Here is a 13,027-nt window from a genome sequence, read left to right as displayed (position 1 = left end):
TTCCGCAGATACCGGTTTGTTAGCCGCAGCGCGAGGTGAATCAAGCCGATAGGCGCGTCGGCCCGCCAGCCGGAACCTCAGCCGGCGAGAAAGGCGACCAGTTCGTCGCCCAGCGCCCCCTCGGTTACCGAGCCCATGTGCGTGCCGGGAATCGTGACGTGGCGGGCATCGGGCAAAGTCGCCGCCAGCCGTTCGGCGGAGCCGTTGTCGTCGTCCTTGTCCCCGCACAGGACGAGCGTGGGCATCGTGATCCGCGCCAGTTCCCCCGGGTCGGTGTCGTCCACCGCCTGCAACAGCAGCCGCGCGGCGACGCGGTCGATCTTCATCGTCTTCATGAAACTGACCGGCATGAAGGCGGGATCGCCGCGCTTCACCTGGTCGAAACGGTCGATCGCATCGATGAAATAGGCCGAGCGACCACTCCAGCCGGCCAGCCCCTCCAGCCCCATGCCGGCCAGCACCAGGCGGCGAGGGCGCTGCCCCTCGATCACGGAACGGGCCGCGGTGCGGGCGCCGAGCGAGAACCCGACGAGGTCGTAATCGTCCAGCTCCAGCGCGGCGACCAGCGCCGCGACATCGCGCGCCAGGACACCGGGCGGATAGCTTTCCGGGTCGTGCGGCTTGCCGCTTGCCCCGTGCGCGCGCAAGTCGGGCATGATCGCCTCGAACCCCGCGTCCGCCAGCTTGCCCGCGTGGCCGAAGCGGACCCAGTTCATCTCCGCGCTCGAGAACAGGCCGTGGAGGAGCACCACGGGCCGGCCGGCACCCATCCGGTGCACGGCCAGTTCGGTGCCGTCGAACGAAGAAAACGAAAAACTTCTTTGCGTATCCATTCGATCCATGGGTCAGTGTTCAAAGACACTCACCGGAGCCCTACCGTATCCCGGATCACGCCGTAACCCGGGATCGTCGGCAACGCCAGGTCCGTGCGAAAGCGTGTTCGATCGAGGTGCTGGCAGTGCGATTTTTGCGCTGTCGATGATTCGTCCAGTGATCAAGTCGACACCAATCACCTTCGCGTCATCTTCTGTGGGCCAGACAATCATTCCGACCGTATTGTTGCCTCGAACTGTCGGCAGATCGACGTACCGTACATCTTCTGCGACTACAGTGCGGGTCATCGCAGGCAAAGCGCCAACGATCAAATCGGCTCGCCCCTGAGGATACTGAGAAGAACTCGCGACCGAAGCTACGTAACCGACAACCTTGGGCTCTTCACCCCCATGATCGAAGATCAGTTCGAACATTATGAGCGAATCTTGTGGGCTCACCGCAAGTTCGACAGATTCGCCCGATTTTGGATTCACTAGCGTAATTCCTCCAAGATCATCGCGTTCATTGTCATCGCCTTCCTCGTAGTATGCAACGAGTTGACCGTCAGCGGTGTCGATCCCTTGCCCTATCAACCGAGAGATTTTGTTGTGTTCCGAACCGTAGGGTCTTCCCTCGGTCCGGCTATCATCTGAGTATGGCCAATAGCCAGAAAGCAACATCAGGATCGCGGATCCGATCACGATCAACGCAATGGCCACCGCGTTGAAACGACCGAGACAGAAGAAAAATCTCTCCCAGTTCACCGTTCCACCAGCCCTTTCTGTTCCATCCGCCATTGCGCCATTGCGATCCGGTCCTGGCCGAAGAACGGCTCCCCGTCGATAACCAGCGTGGGCACACCCCAACGGCCAGCTCGGTGCCATCGAACGCGGTGACCGTCTGGTGCGAAAGCTCGCCCATGCCGGACCTATCGATCGCTGTCGCGCTGCGAAACGACGAGGTGCGCGCGCATCGGCGGCGATCCGTCGCGGCGATGTTCGTCGAGCATGTCCGGCCCGCCGGGCCGCCGGGCCAGGCCGCGCGCGTCGCGCGTCGCCTGCAATTCGCCATAGACGCCGGTGGCGTCGCCGCCCGCGTGGTCGGCGCTCAGGCTGGACAGGGCAGGCAGATCGAGGCTCTCCAGCCCCGGCACGGCCTCTTCCGATTCGACCCCGACGAAATGGCGGAAGCCGTCGGGGCGATCCTCCCACGAAACGCCCCAGAGCGTCTCCGGGCGCTCTCCCAGCTTGCTCTCCAGCTCCTCCATCAGTCGGCGAACGGCGCCCGCCGCCGCCTCGGCATATGTTCCTTCCCATGCCAGGCCCGCCAGGCGGCGGGGCGGATGTTCGGCCAGCATCGCGGTCATCGTTTCTCCAGTCCCTTCTGCTCCATCCTCCACCGGGCGATGGCGATCCGGTCCTGCCCGAAGAACGGCTCGCCGTCGAAAACCAGCGTCGGCACGCCCCAGTGGCCGGCATCCTCGAGCGCCTGCTGGTTCGCCGCGATCTCGGCGTCGAGCGTTTCGGGCTCGGCCGCCACCTCGCGGTCCAGCTCGGCGAGGTCGAGCCCGGCCCGCTCTGCCGCTCCGGCGAGGTGATCGCCCTCGTGCCAGTTTTCCGCCCCGCCCCAGATCAGCTGCGCGGCCTCGTGCGCGAAGGCCAGCCCCCGGCCCCGCCGCGCCGCCGCCTGCCCCAGCCGCGTGATCCGGCGGATATAGGGCTGCTCGGGCGCGATCCGGCGGGTCGCCACGTCCTGCACGATCGGATCGGGGCGCGGCAGGTCGAAGGGGATGTCGTGGAACTGCGCCACGCGCGCCATGTCGAGAAAGGTGTATTGCAGCCAGTTCGGATGATTGCGCTCGAAGAAATCCGGCTGGCGGATGGCCAGCGGATAGACGGGACGCAGCGCGATATCGACCGCGCAGTCCCTCGCCATCGCGCGATAGCGGCCCATGGCGAGGTAGCTGTACGGGCTGCGGAAGCTGAAATAGAGTTCGGCGGACAGGGTCATGCGGCGCCTTGTGCCGCAAGGCCCGGCGCGCGTCACCCCTTCTTCAGGTGCCGCCGGCCGAGCAGTTCGGCGATCTGCACCGCGTTGAGCGCGGCGCCCTTGCGCAGGTTGTCGCTGACGCACCACAGCGTCAGGCCGTTCTCGACCGTCGGGTCTTCGCGCACGCGGCTGATATAGGTCGCGCCGTCGCCCGCGCTCTCGACCGGGGTGACGTATCCGCCGTCCTCGCGCTTGTCGACGAGCATGATTCCCGGCGCCTCGCGCAGGATATCCATCGCCGCCTCGGCCGAAAGCTCGTTCTCGAACTCGATGTTGACCGCTTCGGAATGACCGACGAAGACCGGCACGCGCACGCAAGTGGCGTTAAGCTTCACCTTCGGATCGAGGATCTTCTTGGTCTCGACCACCATCTTCCATTCTTCCTTGGTCGAACCGTCGTCCAAGAAGACGTCGATGTGCGGGATGACGTTGAAGGCGATCTGCTTGGTGAACTTCTTCGGATCGACCGGGTCGCCGACGAAGATCGCGCGGCTCTGTTCGAACAGCTCGTCCATCCCCGCTTTCCCCGCGCCGGAAACCGACTGGTACGTGCTGACGACGACCCGCTTGATCGTCGCCGCATCGTGCAGCGGCTTGAGCGCGACGACGAGCTGCGCGGTCGAGCAGTTGGGATTGGCGATGATGTTGCGTGCGGTATAGCCGTCGATCGCGTCGGGGTTCACCTCCGGCACGATCAGCGGCACGTCCGGCTCCATCCGGTAGAGCGAGGAATTGTCGATCACCACGCAGCCGGCGGCCGCCGCCTTGGGCGCATATTCCTTCGCCGGGCCGCTGCCGGCGGCGAACAGGGCGATGTCCCAGCCGGTGAAATCGAAATGCTCGATGTTCTTGCACTTGAGCATCTTGCCGGTGTCGCCGAATTCGACCTCGGTCCCCACCGAACGCGAGCTGGCCACCGCGGCCACTTCGTCGCAGGGAAACTCGCGCTCGGCGAGAATCTGCATCATCTCGCGCCCGACGTTCCCGGTCGCGCCGACGATTGCCACCCGATATCCCATCTGCTGCTCCTAGCTGGTTCCGGTCGCGTGCCTAGCGCCCCGCGGGGCGCGCGCAACCGCAATTGAAATTGTGCCGGGCCAAGCAAAAGGGGCGCCCCGACCCTGTGCCGGAGCGCCCCTTCGCTTGTCTCGTTCCCGGTCGGAGGCTGTCAGGCCTTCGCGGTCGGGCGACTGTCGCGGCGCTCGGCGATGCGGGCCGATTTACCGGTGCGGCCGCGCAGGTAGTAGAGCTTCGCCCGGCGCACGACGCCGCGGCGAACCACGGTAATGCTGTCCACGACCGGCGAATAGAGCGGGAACACGCGCTCCACGCCTTCGCCGAAGCTCATCTTGCGCACGGTGAAGTTCGAACCCATGCCGCGGTTCGAACGGGCGATCACCACGCCTTCGAAATTCTGCACACGCTCGCGCGTGCCTTCGACGACCTTCACGCCGACGCGCACGGTGTCGCCGGCGCGGAATTCGGGAATGTCCTTCCCGAGGTTCTCGATGGCTTCGGCCTCGAGCTGCTGGATCAGGTTCATTTGCCTGGTCTTCCTACGTCTTTTCGCTGCGCGCCAGAGGCAGGTCGGTCCCGAGCGTCACAGTAACGCTCCCAAAGGTCCGGCCTGCGTGACCGTGTGTCATCCTCGCTGCGTTGCCTGCGCCACGCCGCGATCTTCGCATGATCCCCCGATCGCAGCACTTCAGGGATCCTGCGCCCTTCCCATTCGACAGGTCGGGTATATTGCGGGTATTCGAGAAGCCCTTCTTCGAAGGATTCCTCGGCCCCGCTGGAAGGCGCGCCCATTACGCCCGGAAGCAGGCGAATGCAAGCGTCGAGAATCGCCAGCGCGGCGGGCTCTCCGCCCGAGAGGACCACGTCGCCGAGACTGACCTGTTCGATCTGCGGCCGCGCTTCGAACAGGCGCTCGTCGAACCCCTCGAACCGGCCACACAGGATCACCACGCCCGGGCCCGCCGCCAGCTCGCGAATCCGCGCCTGCGTGATCGGCTCGCCGCGTGGCGTCATGGCGAGGACGGGCCTCCCCCCCTCCCCTTCAGCGGAGGGGGTCGGGGGGAGGGGGTCGCCCGCTACCGGTGCCGCGTCCCCCTCTCCCAACGCTCTCCCCTGGAGGGGATAGGGCTTCGCCAGCACCGAATCCAGCGCCCTCGCCAGCACGTCGGCCTTCAGCACCATGCCCGCCCCGCCCCCGGCCGGCGTGTCGTCCACCGTGCGGTGCCGGTCGGTGGCGAAATCGCGGATCTGCACGGTCTCGCAGGCCCAGTCGCCCCGCTCCAGCGCGCGCCCGGCCAGCGAAACGCCGAGCGGCCCGGGAAACATCTCGGGATAGAGCGTTAGAATGGTGGCGGCAAAAGTCATGACCACGCCCATGCGCCAGGCGGAAGGGGATTAGCAAGCAGGATGGACGACTGCATCATCATCGGCGCCGGCCCGGCCGGCCTGACCGCGGCGATCTATCTCGCGCGCTATCACCTCTCGATCCGGCTGTTCGACTGCGGCACCAGCCGCGCGGCCTGGATACCCTGCACCCACAACCATGCCGGCTATCCCGACGGGATCGCGGGCAAGGAGCTTCTGCGCCGGATGAACGCGCAGGCGCGCAAGTACGGCGCCCTGCGCGAGGAAACGCGGGTCGAGCATCTGGCCAAGGCCGGCGACCGCTTCACCGTGGGCACCGCGGCGGGAACCTTTACCGCGCGCACCGTCCTGCTCGCCACCGGGGTCGTCAACCGCCGGCCCGATGCCCTGGCCGACGAGCTGCACGACGCCGCGCTCGCCCGCGGGCTGATCCGCTATTGCCCGGTCTGCGACGGATACGAGGTCACCGACCGCAAGGTCGCGGTGATCGGCACCGGAAAGCATGGCACGGCGGAAGCGCTGTTCCTGCGCGGCTTCACCGCCGACCTGACGCTCGTCAGCCCCCACGGCGACCACGACCTCGACGCGGAGTGCTCGGCCCGGCTCGACGACGCGGGGATCGCCCGCGTTCCCGGCCCCTGCGGCGGCTTCGCGATCGAGGGCGATCGGCTGGCTTTCGACACGGCCGAACGGCGCATGGCCTTCGAAAGCGTCTATCCGGCGCTCGGCACCCATGTCCGCTCCGAGCTGGCGGGACTGGCCGGGGCCGGGACGAGCGAGGACGGCTGTATCGCGGTCGACGATCACCTGGAAACGAGCGTGCCCGGCCTGTTTGCTGCCGGCGACGTGGTGATCGGGCTCGACCAGATCAGCCACGCGATGGGCCAGGCCGGGGTCGCCGCGACGACCATCCGCAACCACCTGGCGCGCGAACGCCCGCTCCGCCGTCAGCCGGTCAGCCGCACTTGACGAAGACCACGCCGTCCCCGGTGATCGGCTGGCCGGCGAGCGTCACCTCGCGTTCGCCGGACGACGGCATGACGGCTAGCCCGTCGGGGCCGCGCGCCGCGATCGGAAGCGGCGGAATCCCCTCGTCCCAGCGCAGGGCCGGGTCTTCGCCCAGGGCGACGCGCCCGGTGGCGGGGATGCCGTTGACGCTGGTTTCGATCACGTGGTCGCCGCCGCGATTGGCGCGGACCTGGAAATCGGGCCGGTCGCAGTCGGCCTCGACGCCCTTGGCGACCCACGAACCGCGCACGTAGGACGCGGTGAGCGGAATGCTGCCGGTCCGCGCCGGGTCGCGATCGCGCACAGGCTCCGCCGGCGCGTTGTCGGGAGAGGCTGCCGGGCGGTCGATATGGTCAATCGCGCCGGCATCGGTGTCGGCACCGGCATCGGCCGGTTCGCCGGAGGGTTCCGGCGCGCCGCAGGCGGCAAGCGCGAGGAGGAAGGGCAAGGCGGTCAGGATCGGTCGCTGTGTCATGCCCTTTCAGCGAGGGAGCAGCGCCGCAGTTCCGCAAAATCTCGCCGGGTGCCGGCTATTGCTCCGCGAAAGCGGCGGCGACGACCAGGCGCGCCGCGTCCCAGCCGGGAACGGCCGCGTCGATCAGCGGCACCATGAACCGCTTGCCATCGGGCCGCTCGATCTCGACCAGGTCGGTCGCGCCGAAGTTCTCGACCGCGACGACGGTGCCGAGCGGCTCGCCTCCCTCGGTCTGGGCGGAAAGGCCCAGCAGGTCGGCGTGGTAGTACTCGCCGTCGTCGAGCGCGGGCAGCGCGCTGCGTGGAACGGTGAGGGCGGTGCCGCGCAGGCGCTCGGCCGCGGCACGATCGGCAATCTCGGCGAAGCGGGCGATCGCCCCGCCCTTCCTGTCGCTGCGGACTTTCAGCAATGTCAGCGCGCCATCGTTGAAGGCCTCGTGCGCGCGCAGCGAATCCACCCCGTCGCCGAACAGCTTGAGGCGGACTTCGCCCGTCACGCCATGCGCGCCGGCGACGGCGGCAAGGGTGACGGGCCTGTCATTCATCGCGAGGCGCTCAGCCTTCCGACTTCTCTTCGCTCGATTCGTCGGCGGCCGGCGCTTCCTCGCCAGCAGCGTCCTCGGCCGGCGCTTCCTCGGCCGGTGCTTCGGCAGCGGCCTTGGCCTCTTCCTCGGCCGCCTTCTTGGCTTCCTCGGCCTCGGCCAGCTTCGCGGCCTTTTCCTCGGCGCGTTCCTTGGCCTTCTCGCCCGGCTCGGCCTTGTTCGGGTTGTTGCGCGCGGCACGCTCGCGGATACCGGCGGCGTCGAGGAAGCGGGCGACGCGGTCGCTCGGCTGGGCGCCGACGCTCAGCCAGTAACGGGCGCGGTCCTCGTTCAGCTGGACGCGCTTCTCGTCGTCCTTGGCGAGCAGCGGGTTGTAGGTCCCGATCTGCTCCAGGTAGCGGCCGTCGCGCGGCTTGCGGCTGTCGGCCGCGACGATGCGGTAATAGGGCCGCTTCTTCGCGCCACCGCGCGAGAGACGAAGTGCAATTGCCATTGTACGTTACCTTTCCAAAGTAAATTTCTGAATAAACGAATTATTTCTTCGATCCAGGGAGACCGGGAAGCCCCGGCGGCATCCCGCCCGGCCCCGCGCCCGGGCCGCCCAGGCCGGGCATGGCGGCGCCCATGCCGCCGCTGCCCAGCAGCGCGCCGAGCCCCTTGAGGCCACCCATCTTCTTGATCTGCTTCATCGCGCGGCTCATTTCCTGGTGCATCTTGAGCAGCTTGTTCACGTCCTGCACCTGCAGGCCGCTGCCGGCCGCGACGCGTTTCTTGCGCTTGGCGTTCATCAGCGCCGGGTTGGCGCGTTCCTTGGGCGTCATCGACCCGATGATCGCGTCCATGTGGACCAGGACCTTGTCGTCCATCCCCGACTGCGACAGCGCCGCCTTGGCCTTCTTCATCCCGGGCAGCATCCCGGCCAGCATTCCCAGGCCACCCATGTTCTGCATCTGGCGCAGCTGGGTGCGCAGGTCGTTGAGGTCGAACTGCCCCTTGGCCATGCGCTTGGCCATGGCCTCGGCCTCTTCCTCCTTGATCGTCGCCGCCGCCTTCTCGACCAGGCTGACGACGTCGCCCATGCCGAGGATGCGGCCGGCCACGCGCTTGGGATCGAAGGCCTCGATCGCGTCGAGCTTCTCGCCCGTGCCGGCGAACTTGATCGGCTTGCCGGTGACATGCCGCATCGAGAGCGCGGCGCCGCCGCGCGCATCGCCGTCCATCCGGGTCAGCACGACGCCGGTCAGCGGCACTTCCTCGGTGAAGCTTCTGGCGACGTTGACCGCGTCCTGCCCGGTCAGCGAATCGACCACCAGCAGGACCTCGGTCGGCGTGGAGACGCCGGCGACGGCCTTCATCTCGGCCATCAGCGCCTCGTCCACGTGCAGGCGGCCGGCGGTGTCGAGCAGGAGGACGTCGGCCGATTGCAGCTTCGCCGATTCCATCGCCCGGCGGGCGATATCGACCGGCTGCTGCCCGGCGACGATCGGCAGCGTCGCCACGCTCACCTGCTCGCCCAGCACCGCCAGCTGCTCCTGCGCCGCGGGGCGATTGACGTCGAGCGAGGCCATCAGGGCCTTCTTGCCGTGACGTTCCTTCAGCAGCTTGCCCAGCTTGGCGGTCGTCGTGGTCTTGCCCGAGCCCTGGAGGCCGACCATCATGATCACGACCGGGGGCTTCGCCTCGAGCGTGAGGCCTTCGACCTCTTCCCCGCCGAGCATCTCGACCAGCTCGTCGTTGACGATCTTGACGACTTGCTGGCCGGGGGTGACCGACTTGAGAACCTCGGTCCCGATCGCCTTCTCGGTCACGGCATCGATGAAGCGGCGCACGACCGGCAGCGCGACGTCGGCTTCGAGCAGCGCGACGCGCACTTCGCGCATCGCATCGCGCACGTCCTGTTCCGACAGCGCCCCGCGACCACGCAGGCGGTCGAACACGTTGCCGAGCCGGTCGGACAGGTTGTCGAACATCGCCTACTCCATACAGGTCTGCGGCCCGGTCGGCGGGCCAAACGCGAAAAACGCCGGCGGACGAAACCTCGTCGGCCAGCGTGGGGCGAACCCCTTGTAAACCCAAATTCCTATCCGGGCATGTCGAGATCCGGTCAGCGGCGGCGCGAAGGCCCCGATGGCCGGATGTCGGCAGATCCGGTAACTGGTGGAGCCGAGGGGGATCGAACCCCTGACCTCTACAATGCCATTGTAGCGCTCTCCCAGCTGAGCTACGGCCCCGTTCCAGTCATGTTCCGGCGCGCACTGGGTGGCGAACCGGCCCGCCGAAGCGGGAGGGCCGCCCTTTATTGAGAGCGGCCCGGCTTGGCAAGTGCGATTTCGCGGAAAAGTTCAGCTGTCTTCCTCTTCGTCGTCGCCCTTGCCCTTGGAAACGCCGAGATCGTCGTCGCCGCCGAGGTCCACCTCGTTGTCGGGCGAATCCTGATCGTCGTCGACGTCGATATCCTCGAGGTCGTCGCCGCCCAGGTCGCTGTCGGCTTCCTTGTCCTTCTTTTCCTCTTCCTCGAACGGAATCGGCTGCTTGGTCTTCAGCACCGGTTCGGGGGTCCATTCCTCGCCGCACTCGATGCAGGTGACCGGGTCGTCCTTGCCCAGGTCGTAGAAACGTTCACCGCACTTCGGGCACGTACGCTTCGTGCCCCATTCTGGCTTGGCCATTGTCAATCCTTAACGTCGCCCGCCGCCACGACGGGGCAGAAATCCGAAAGTGTAACGTGATGGGTGCGGCCGCAACGGGAATCAAGAGCGCACCGCATGCGGCGCGCGCCTTGCCATAGGGCAATCGCGCTGTCAAAAGCCGCGGCCGTTCGCCCCGCCTGGTGAAGGATCTCTCTTGCACGCGCAGCCCCGCCCCCGCCGCTTCATGCCCTCTTCCCCCCTGCGCGGGACAATTCGCGTGCCGGGCGACAAGTCGATCAGCCACCGCGCGCTGATGCTGGGCGCGCTGGCGGTGGGCGAAACCCGGGCCAGCGGGCTGCTGGAGGGCGAAGACGTGCTGGCCACCGCCGCCGCGATGCGGGCCTGCGGCGCGCGGATCGAGAAGCAGGGCGATACCTGGTCGATCCACGGCGTCGGCGTGGGCGCGCTGCTGCAACCCGAAGGCGCGCTCGACATGGGCAATTCGGGCACGTCCACCCGGCTGCTAATGGGTCTGTTCGCGAGCCACGCGATCACCGCCGTGCTGACCGGCGATGCCAGCCTGACGAAGCGCCCGATGGGCCGCGTGATCGAGCCGCTTTCGCAAATGGGCGCGAGCTTCACCGCCTCGCCCGGCGGACGTCTCCCGCTGACGGTGGAGGGGCTGTGCCCGGCGGTGCCGATCGAATATCGCCTGCCCGTCGCCAGCGCCCAGGTGAAGAGCGCGCTGCTGCTCGCCGGGCTCAACACCCCGGGCATCACCACGGTGATCGAGCCGGTGCCGACGCGCGACCACTCCGAACGGATGCTGCGCGGCTTCGGCGCGCAGATCGATGTCGAGGAGATCGGCGGCGAGCGGATCATCCGCCTGCACGGCGAGGCGGAGCTTTCGCCCCGGGCGATCGAGGTTCCCGGCGATCCCTCGTCCGCGGCCTTCTTCCTCGTCGCGGCGAGCCTGGTCGAAGGCAGCGACCTGACGATCGAGAACGTCGGCCTCAACCCCACGCGCGCCGGCCTGGTCGGCGTCCTGCGCCAGATGGGCGCCGACATTACGGAAGAAAACCCGCGCACCGTGGGCGGGGAGCCGGTCGCCGACTTGCGCGTGCGCCATGCCCCGCTGAGCGGGATCGACGTCGATCCGGCGCTCGCGCCGAGCATGATCGACGAGTTTCCCATCCTGTTCGTGGCCGCCGCGCTGGCCGAAGGCACGACCCGCACCAGCGGGCTGGAGGAACTGCGGGTGAAGGAAAGCGATCGCCTCTCGGCCATGGCCGCCGCGCTCGCCGCCGCCGGCGCCCGGGTGGAGGAAAGCGCAAACGGGCTGGTCGTCGCGGGCACGGCGGGCGAACCGCTGGCGGGGACCGAGCCCGCCGCCGCGGTCGCCACCCATCTCGACCACCGGATCGCGATGAGCATGGCCGTCGCCGGCCTTGCCAGCCGGGCCGGGGTGGAAGTGGACGACACGCGCCCGATCGCGACCAGTTTCCCGGCCTTCACCGACCTGCTTGCCCGCGCGACCGGGACGGCGGACGCGCGCTAGCGCATCACGCCGGGCTGGACAGCTTCATCAGCACGATGCCCGAGACGATCAGGCCCGCGGCGAACAGGCGCATCGGCGTCACCGCCTCGCCCAGCAGGACGATGCCGAGCACGAAAGCCCCGACCGCCCCGATCCCGGTCCAGATCGTATAGGCCGTGCCCAGCGGCAGCGCCCGCATGGCCAGGGCCAGGAGGGCGAAGCTGAAGATCATGGCGACGACCGTGACGATCGAGGCGACCGGCCGGGTGAACCCGTCGGAAAGCTTCATCGAATAGGCCCAGACCGTTTCCAGCAGGCCGGCGACAAACAGAAATATCCAGGCCATAACAGCCCCCTTGGTTCCATTGCAGCGACTGCCGGGCCGTCCCGGTCTTGATCGCCCGCGAGGGGGCACGCGCGGACGTGGCCGGCGCGCCTGCCAGATAGGGTGCGCCTTTGCGGTTCTCAATCCTTGAACGGCTCTTTAAGGGCCCGAACGGAATCCCAACGGGCCCCGCAGCCGATCGCGCGGCCCGCGCAATTTGCAGGAGCGACAGAAATGACCATGGCCGGCAACGGCATTCCCGAAGGCAGCCAGGCCACGCCGGCCTGGTCGCTCGGCGCCGAACTGGGCCTGCCCTACCCCGGGCCGGAGCTGGCCAATTACATCGGCTTCGCCGGGATGGCCTGCATCATCGCGGCCTATGCCTACCAGACCGTGCGCGACAATCCCGACCCGTTCGTGCAGCACGGCACGAACCTGCTGGGCGCGGCGCTGCTGACGATCTCGCTGCTGGTCTATACCAACCTCGCCAGCCTGGTGCTCGAAGGGTTCTGGGCCGCGATCGCGGTCTACGGCCTGGTCAAGGCCTTCCTCGCGCGGCGCCCCGCGGCCCGCACGGCCGCCGGGAAAGGAGAACGGCAATGATCATCGCAGTCGATGGCCCCACCGCCTCGGGCAAGGGCACGATCGCGCGCGCGCTGGCCGCGCATTTCGGCCTGCCGCATCTCGACACCGGGCTGCTCTACCGCGCGGTCGGGCGGCAGGTCTTCCTCGACGGGGGCGACCCGGACGATCCGGCCGACGCGCTGGCGGCAACCGCGTTTCCCGATGCGCTGCTGGCCGATCCGCACTTGCGCGACGAGGATACCGGCGGGCTGGCCAGCCGGGTCTCGATCCACCCCGTCGTACGCCAGGCGCTGTTCGAACGGCAGCGCACGTTCGCCACGCGCCCCGGCGGCGCCGTGCTCGACGGGCGCGACATCGGCACGGTGATCGCACCGGAAGCGCAAGTGAAGCTGTTCGTGACCGCCAGCGTCGAGGCGCGCGCGCTCCGCCGGTGGCAGGAAATGCACGACCGCGGCGCGGAGGCGACGCTGGAGGACATCGCCGCCAACCTGCGCCGCCGCGACGCGCGCGACATGGAGCGCAAGGATGCCCCGCTGGTCGCCGCGCCCGACGCGCTGGTGATCGATACTTCCGCGCTCGACCGCGACCAGGCGATCGCCGCCGCGATCGAAGCGGCGCGGACCGCGCTGGACGCCGCCTAGGCCGGCTGGACCGCCCGGCTTGCCCGGGCCAGGCCAACGCG

At 68.2% G+C, this 13,027-nt stretch carries 17 protein-coding genes, 1 tRNA gene and 1 pseudogene; 4 read left to right on the top strand and 15 right to left on the bottom strand.

Annotated features, from left to right (window positions below):
* Nucleotides 1-77: 77 nt before the first annotated feature.
* The 8 genes and pseudogenes from T8T98_RS05610 to trmD form a co-directional block, all read right to left on the bottom strand.
* Nucleotides 78-833 (bottom strand): alpha/beta fold hydrolase, encoded by a 756-nt coding sequence (locus T8T98_RS05610; protein WP_251105816.1) that lies wholly within the window; start codon nucleotides 831-833, stop codon nucleotides 78-80.
* Between the two features lie 12 nt (nucleotides 834-845).
* A complete protein-coding gene (locus T8T98_RS05605) occupies nucleotides 846-1,577 on the bottom strand; it encodes a hypothetical protein (RefSeq protein ID WP_251105817.1) in 732 nt (243 codons plus the stop codon).
* Nucleotides 1,574-1,687 (bottom strand): annotated as a pseudogene (locus T8T98_RS05600) (2-hydroxychromene-2-carboxylate isomerase); the annotation flags it as partial. The pseudogene T8T98_RS05600 and the gene T8T98_RS05605, both read right to left, overlap by 4 nt.
* A gap of 54 nt (nucleotides 1,688-1,741) precedes the next feature.
* Nucleotides 1,742-2,179, bottom strand: coding sequence for a GyrI-like domain-containing protein (locus tag T8T98_RS05595; protein WP_251105818.1), 438 nt, complete (start codon nucleotides 2,177-2,179; stop codon nucleotides 1,742-1,744).
* Complete coding sequence (locus tag T8T98_RS05590) at nucleotides 2,176-2,823, bottom strand: 2-hydroxychromene-2-carboxylate isomerase (protein WP_251105819.1); 648 nt, start codon at nucleotides 2,821-2,823, stop codon at nucleotides 2,176-2,178. The genes T8T98_RS05595 and T8T98_RS05590 overlap by 4 nt, the downstream gene beginning before the upstream one ends.
* A gap of 32 nt (nucleotides 2,824-2,855) precedes the next feature.
* On the bottom strand, nucleotides 2,856-3,881 hold the full coding sequence (locus T8T98_RS05585) for an aspartate-semialdehyde dehydrogenase (RefSeq protein WP_251105820.1): 1,026 nt from the start codon (nucleotides 3,879-3,881) through the stop codon (nucleotides 2,856-2,858).
* Between the two features lie 149 nt (nucleotides 3,882-4,030).
* On the bottom strand, nucleotides 4,031-4,405 hold the full coding sequence (gene rplS / locus T8T98_RS05580; protein ID WP_160732665.1) for a 50S ribosomal protein L19: 375 nt from the start codon (nucleotides 4,403-4,405) through the stop codon (nucleotides 4,031-4,033).
* Nucleotides 4,402-5,244: a tRNA (guanosine(37)-N1)-methyltransferase TrmD gene (trmD, locus tag T8T98_RS05575; protein WP_251105821.1), complete on the bottom strand. Its 843-nt coding sequence runs from the start codon at nucleotides 5,242-5,244 to the stop codon at nucleotides 4,402-4,404. The genes rplS and trmD overlap by 4 nt, the downstream gene beginning before the upstream one ends.
* Before the next feature lie 42 nt (nucleotides 5,245-5,286).
* On the opposite strand from trmD, the gene T8T98_RS05570 reads away from it, so the two are divergent.
* Nucleotides 5,287-6,213: an NAD(P)/FAD-dependent oxidoreductase gene (locus T8T98_RS05570; protein ID WP_251105822.1), complete on the top strand. Its 927-nt coding sequence runs from the start codon at nucleotides 5,287-5,289 to the stop codon at nucleotides 6,211-6,213.
* On the opposite strand, the gene T8T98_RS05565 is transcribed toward T8T98_RS05570, so the two are convergent.
* The 6 genes from T8T98_RS05565 to T8T98_RS05540 form a co-directional block, all read right to left on the bottom strand.
* Complete coding sequence (locus T8T98_RS05565; RefSeq protein ID WP_251105823.1) at nucleotides 6,200-6,727, bottom strand: hypothetical protein; 528 nt, start codon at nucleotides 6,725-6,727, stop codon at nucleotides 6,200-6,202. The genes T8T98_RS05570 and T8T98_RS05565 overlap by 14 nt on opposite strands.
* Before the next feature lie 55 nt (nucleotides 6,728-6,782).
* The gene (gene rimM / locus T8T98_RS05560) at nucleotides 6,783-7,271 is read right to left on the bottom strand and encodes a ribosome maturation factor RimM (RefSeq protein ID WP_251105824.1); all 489 of its coding nucleotides are present in this window, start codon (nucleotides 7,269-7,271) and stop codon (nucleotides 6,783-6,785) included.
* A 10-nt stretch (nucleotides 7,272-7,281) separates the two neighbouring features.
* The gene (gene rpsP / locus T8T98_RS05555) at nucleotides 7,282-7,761 is read right to left on the bottom strand and encodes a 30S ribosomal protein S16 (protein WP_160732661.1); all 480 of its coding nucleotides are present in this window, start codon (nucleotides 7,759-7,761) and stop codon (nucleotides 7,282-7,284) included.
* 40 nt (nucleotides 7,762-7,801) lie between these two features.
* Nucleotides 7,802-9,238 carry a signal recognition particle protein gene (gene ffh, locus T8T98_RS05550; RefSeq protein ID WP_251105825.1) on the bottom strand — a complete coding sequence of 479 codons (1,437 nt, stop codon included), beginning with the start codon at nucleotides 9,236-9,238 and terminating at the stop codon, nucleotides 7,802-7,804.
* A gap of 185 nt (nucleotides 9,239-9,423) precedes the next feature.
* Nucleotides 9,424-9,499: transfer RNA gene (locus T8T98_RS05545), tRNA-Ala, on the bottom strand.
* Nucleotides 9,500-9,610: 111 nt separating this feature from the next.
* The gene (locus tag T8T98_RS05540) at nucleotides 9,611-9,937 is read right to left on the bottom strand and encodes a TIGR02300 family protein (RefSeq protein WP_160732659.1); all 327 of its coding nucleotides are present in this window, start codon (nucleotides 9,935-9,937) and stop codon (nucleotides 9,611-9,613) included.
* Between the two features lie 205 nt (nucleotides 9,938-10,142).
* On the opposite strand from T8T98_RS05540, the gene aroA reads away from it, so the two are divergent.
* A complete protein-coding gene (gene aroA / locus T8T98_RS05535; RefSeq protein ID WP_160732658.1) occupies nucleotides 10,143-11,456 on the top strand; it encodes a 3-phosphoshikimate 1-carboxyvinyltransferase in 1,314 nt (437 codons plus the stop codon).
* 4 nt (nucleotides 11,457-11,460) lie between these two features.
* Here aroA and T8T98_RS05530 read toward each other — a convergent pair whose 3' ends face one another.
* Nucleotides 11,461-11,781, bottom strand: a complete 321-nt coding sequence (locus T8T98_RS05530; protein WP_251105826.1) for a DMT family transporter — start codon at nucleotides 11,779-11,781, stop codon at nucleotides 11,461-11,463.
* A gap of 336 nt (nucleotides 11,782-12,117) precedes the next feature.
* On the opposite strand from T8T98_RS05530, the gene T8T98_RS05525 reads away from it, so the two are divergent.
* On the top strand, nucleotides 12,118-12,363 hold the full coding sequence (locus tag T8T98_RS05525) for a CBU_0592 family membrane protein (protein WP_251105984.1): 246 nt from the start codon (nucleotides 12,118-12,120) through the stop codon (nucleotides 12,361-12,363).
* Nucleotides 12,360-12,986 (top strand): (d)CMP kinase, encoded by a 627-nt coding sequence (locus T8T98_RS05520; RefSeq protein WP_160732656.1) that lies wholly within the window; start codon nucleotides 12,360-12,362, stop codon nucleotides 12,984-12,986. The genes T8T98_RS05525 and T8T98_RS05520 overlap by 4 nt, the downstream gene beginning before the upstream one ends.
* Nucleotides 12,987-13,027 lie beyond the last annotated feature (41 nt).

Source organism: Pelagerythrobacter marinus, assembly GCF_034375205.1.
GTDB classification, from domain to species: Bacteria; Pseudomonadota; Alphaproteobacteria; order Sphingomonadales; family Sphingomonadaceae; genus Pelagerythrobacter; species Pelagerythrobacter marinus.
The sequence above is the reverse complement of the archived record's forward strand: the minus strand, read 5'-3'. Positions and strand labels throughout refer to the sequence as shown.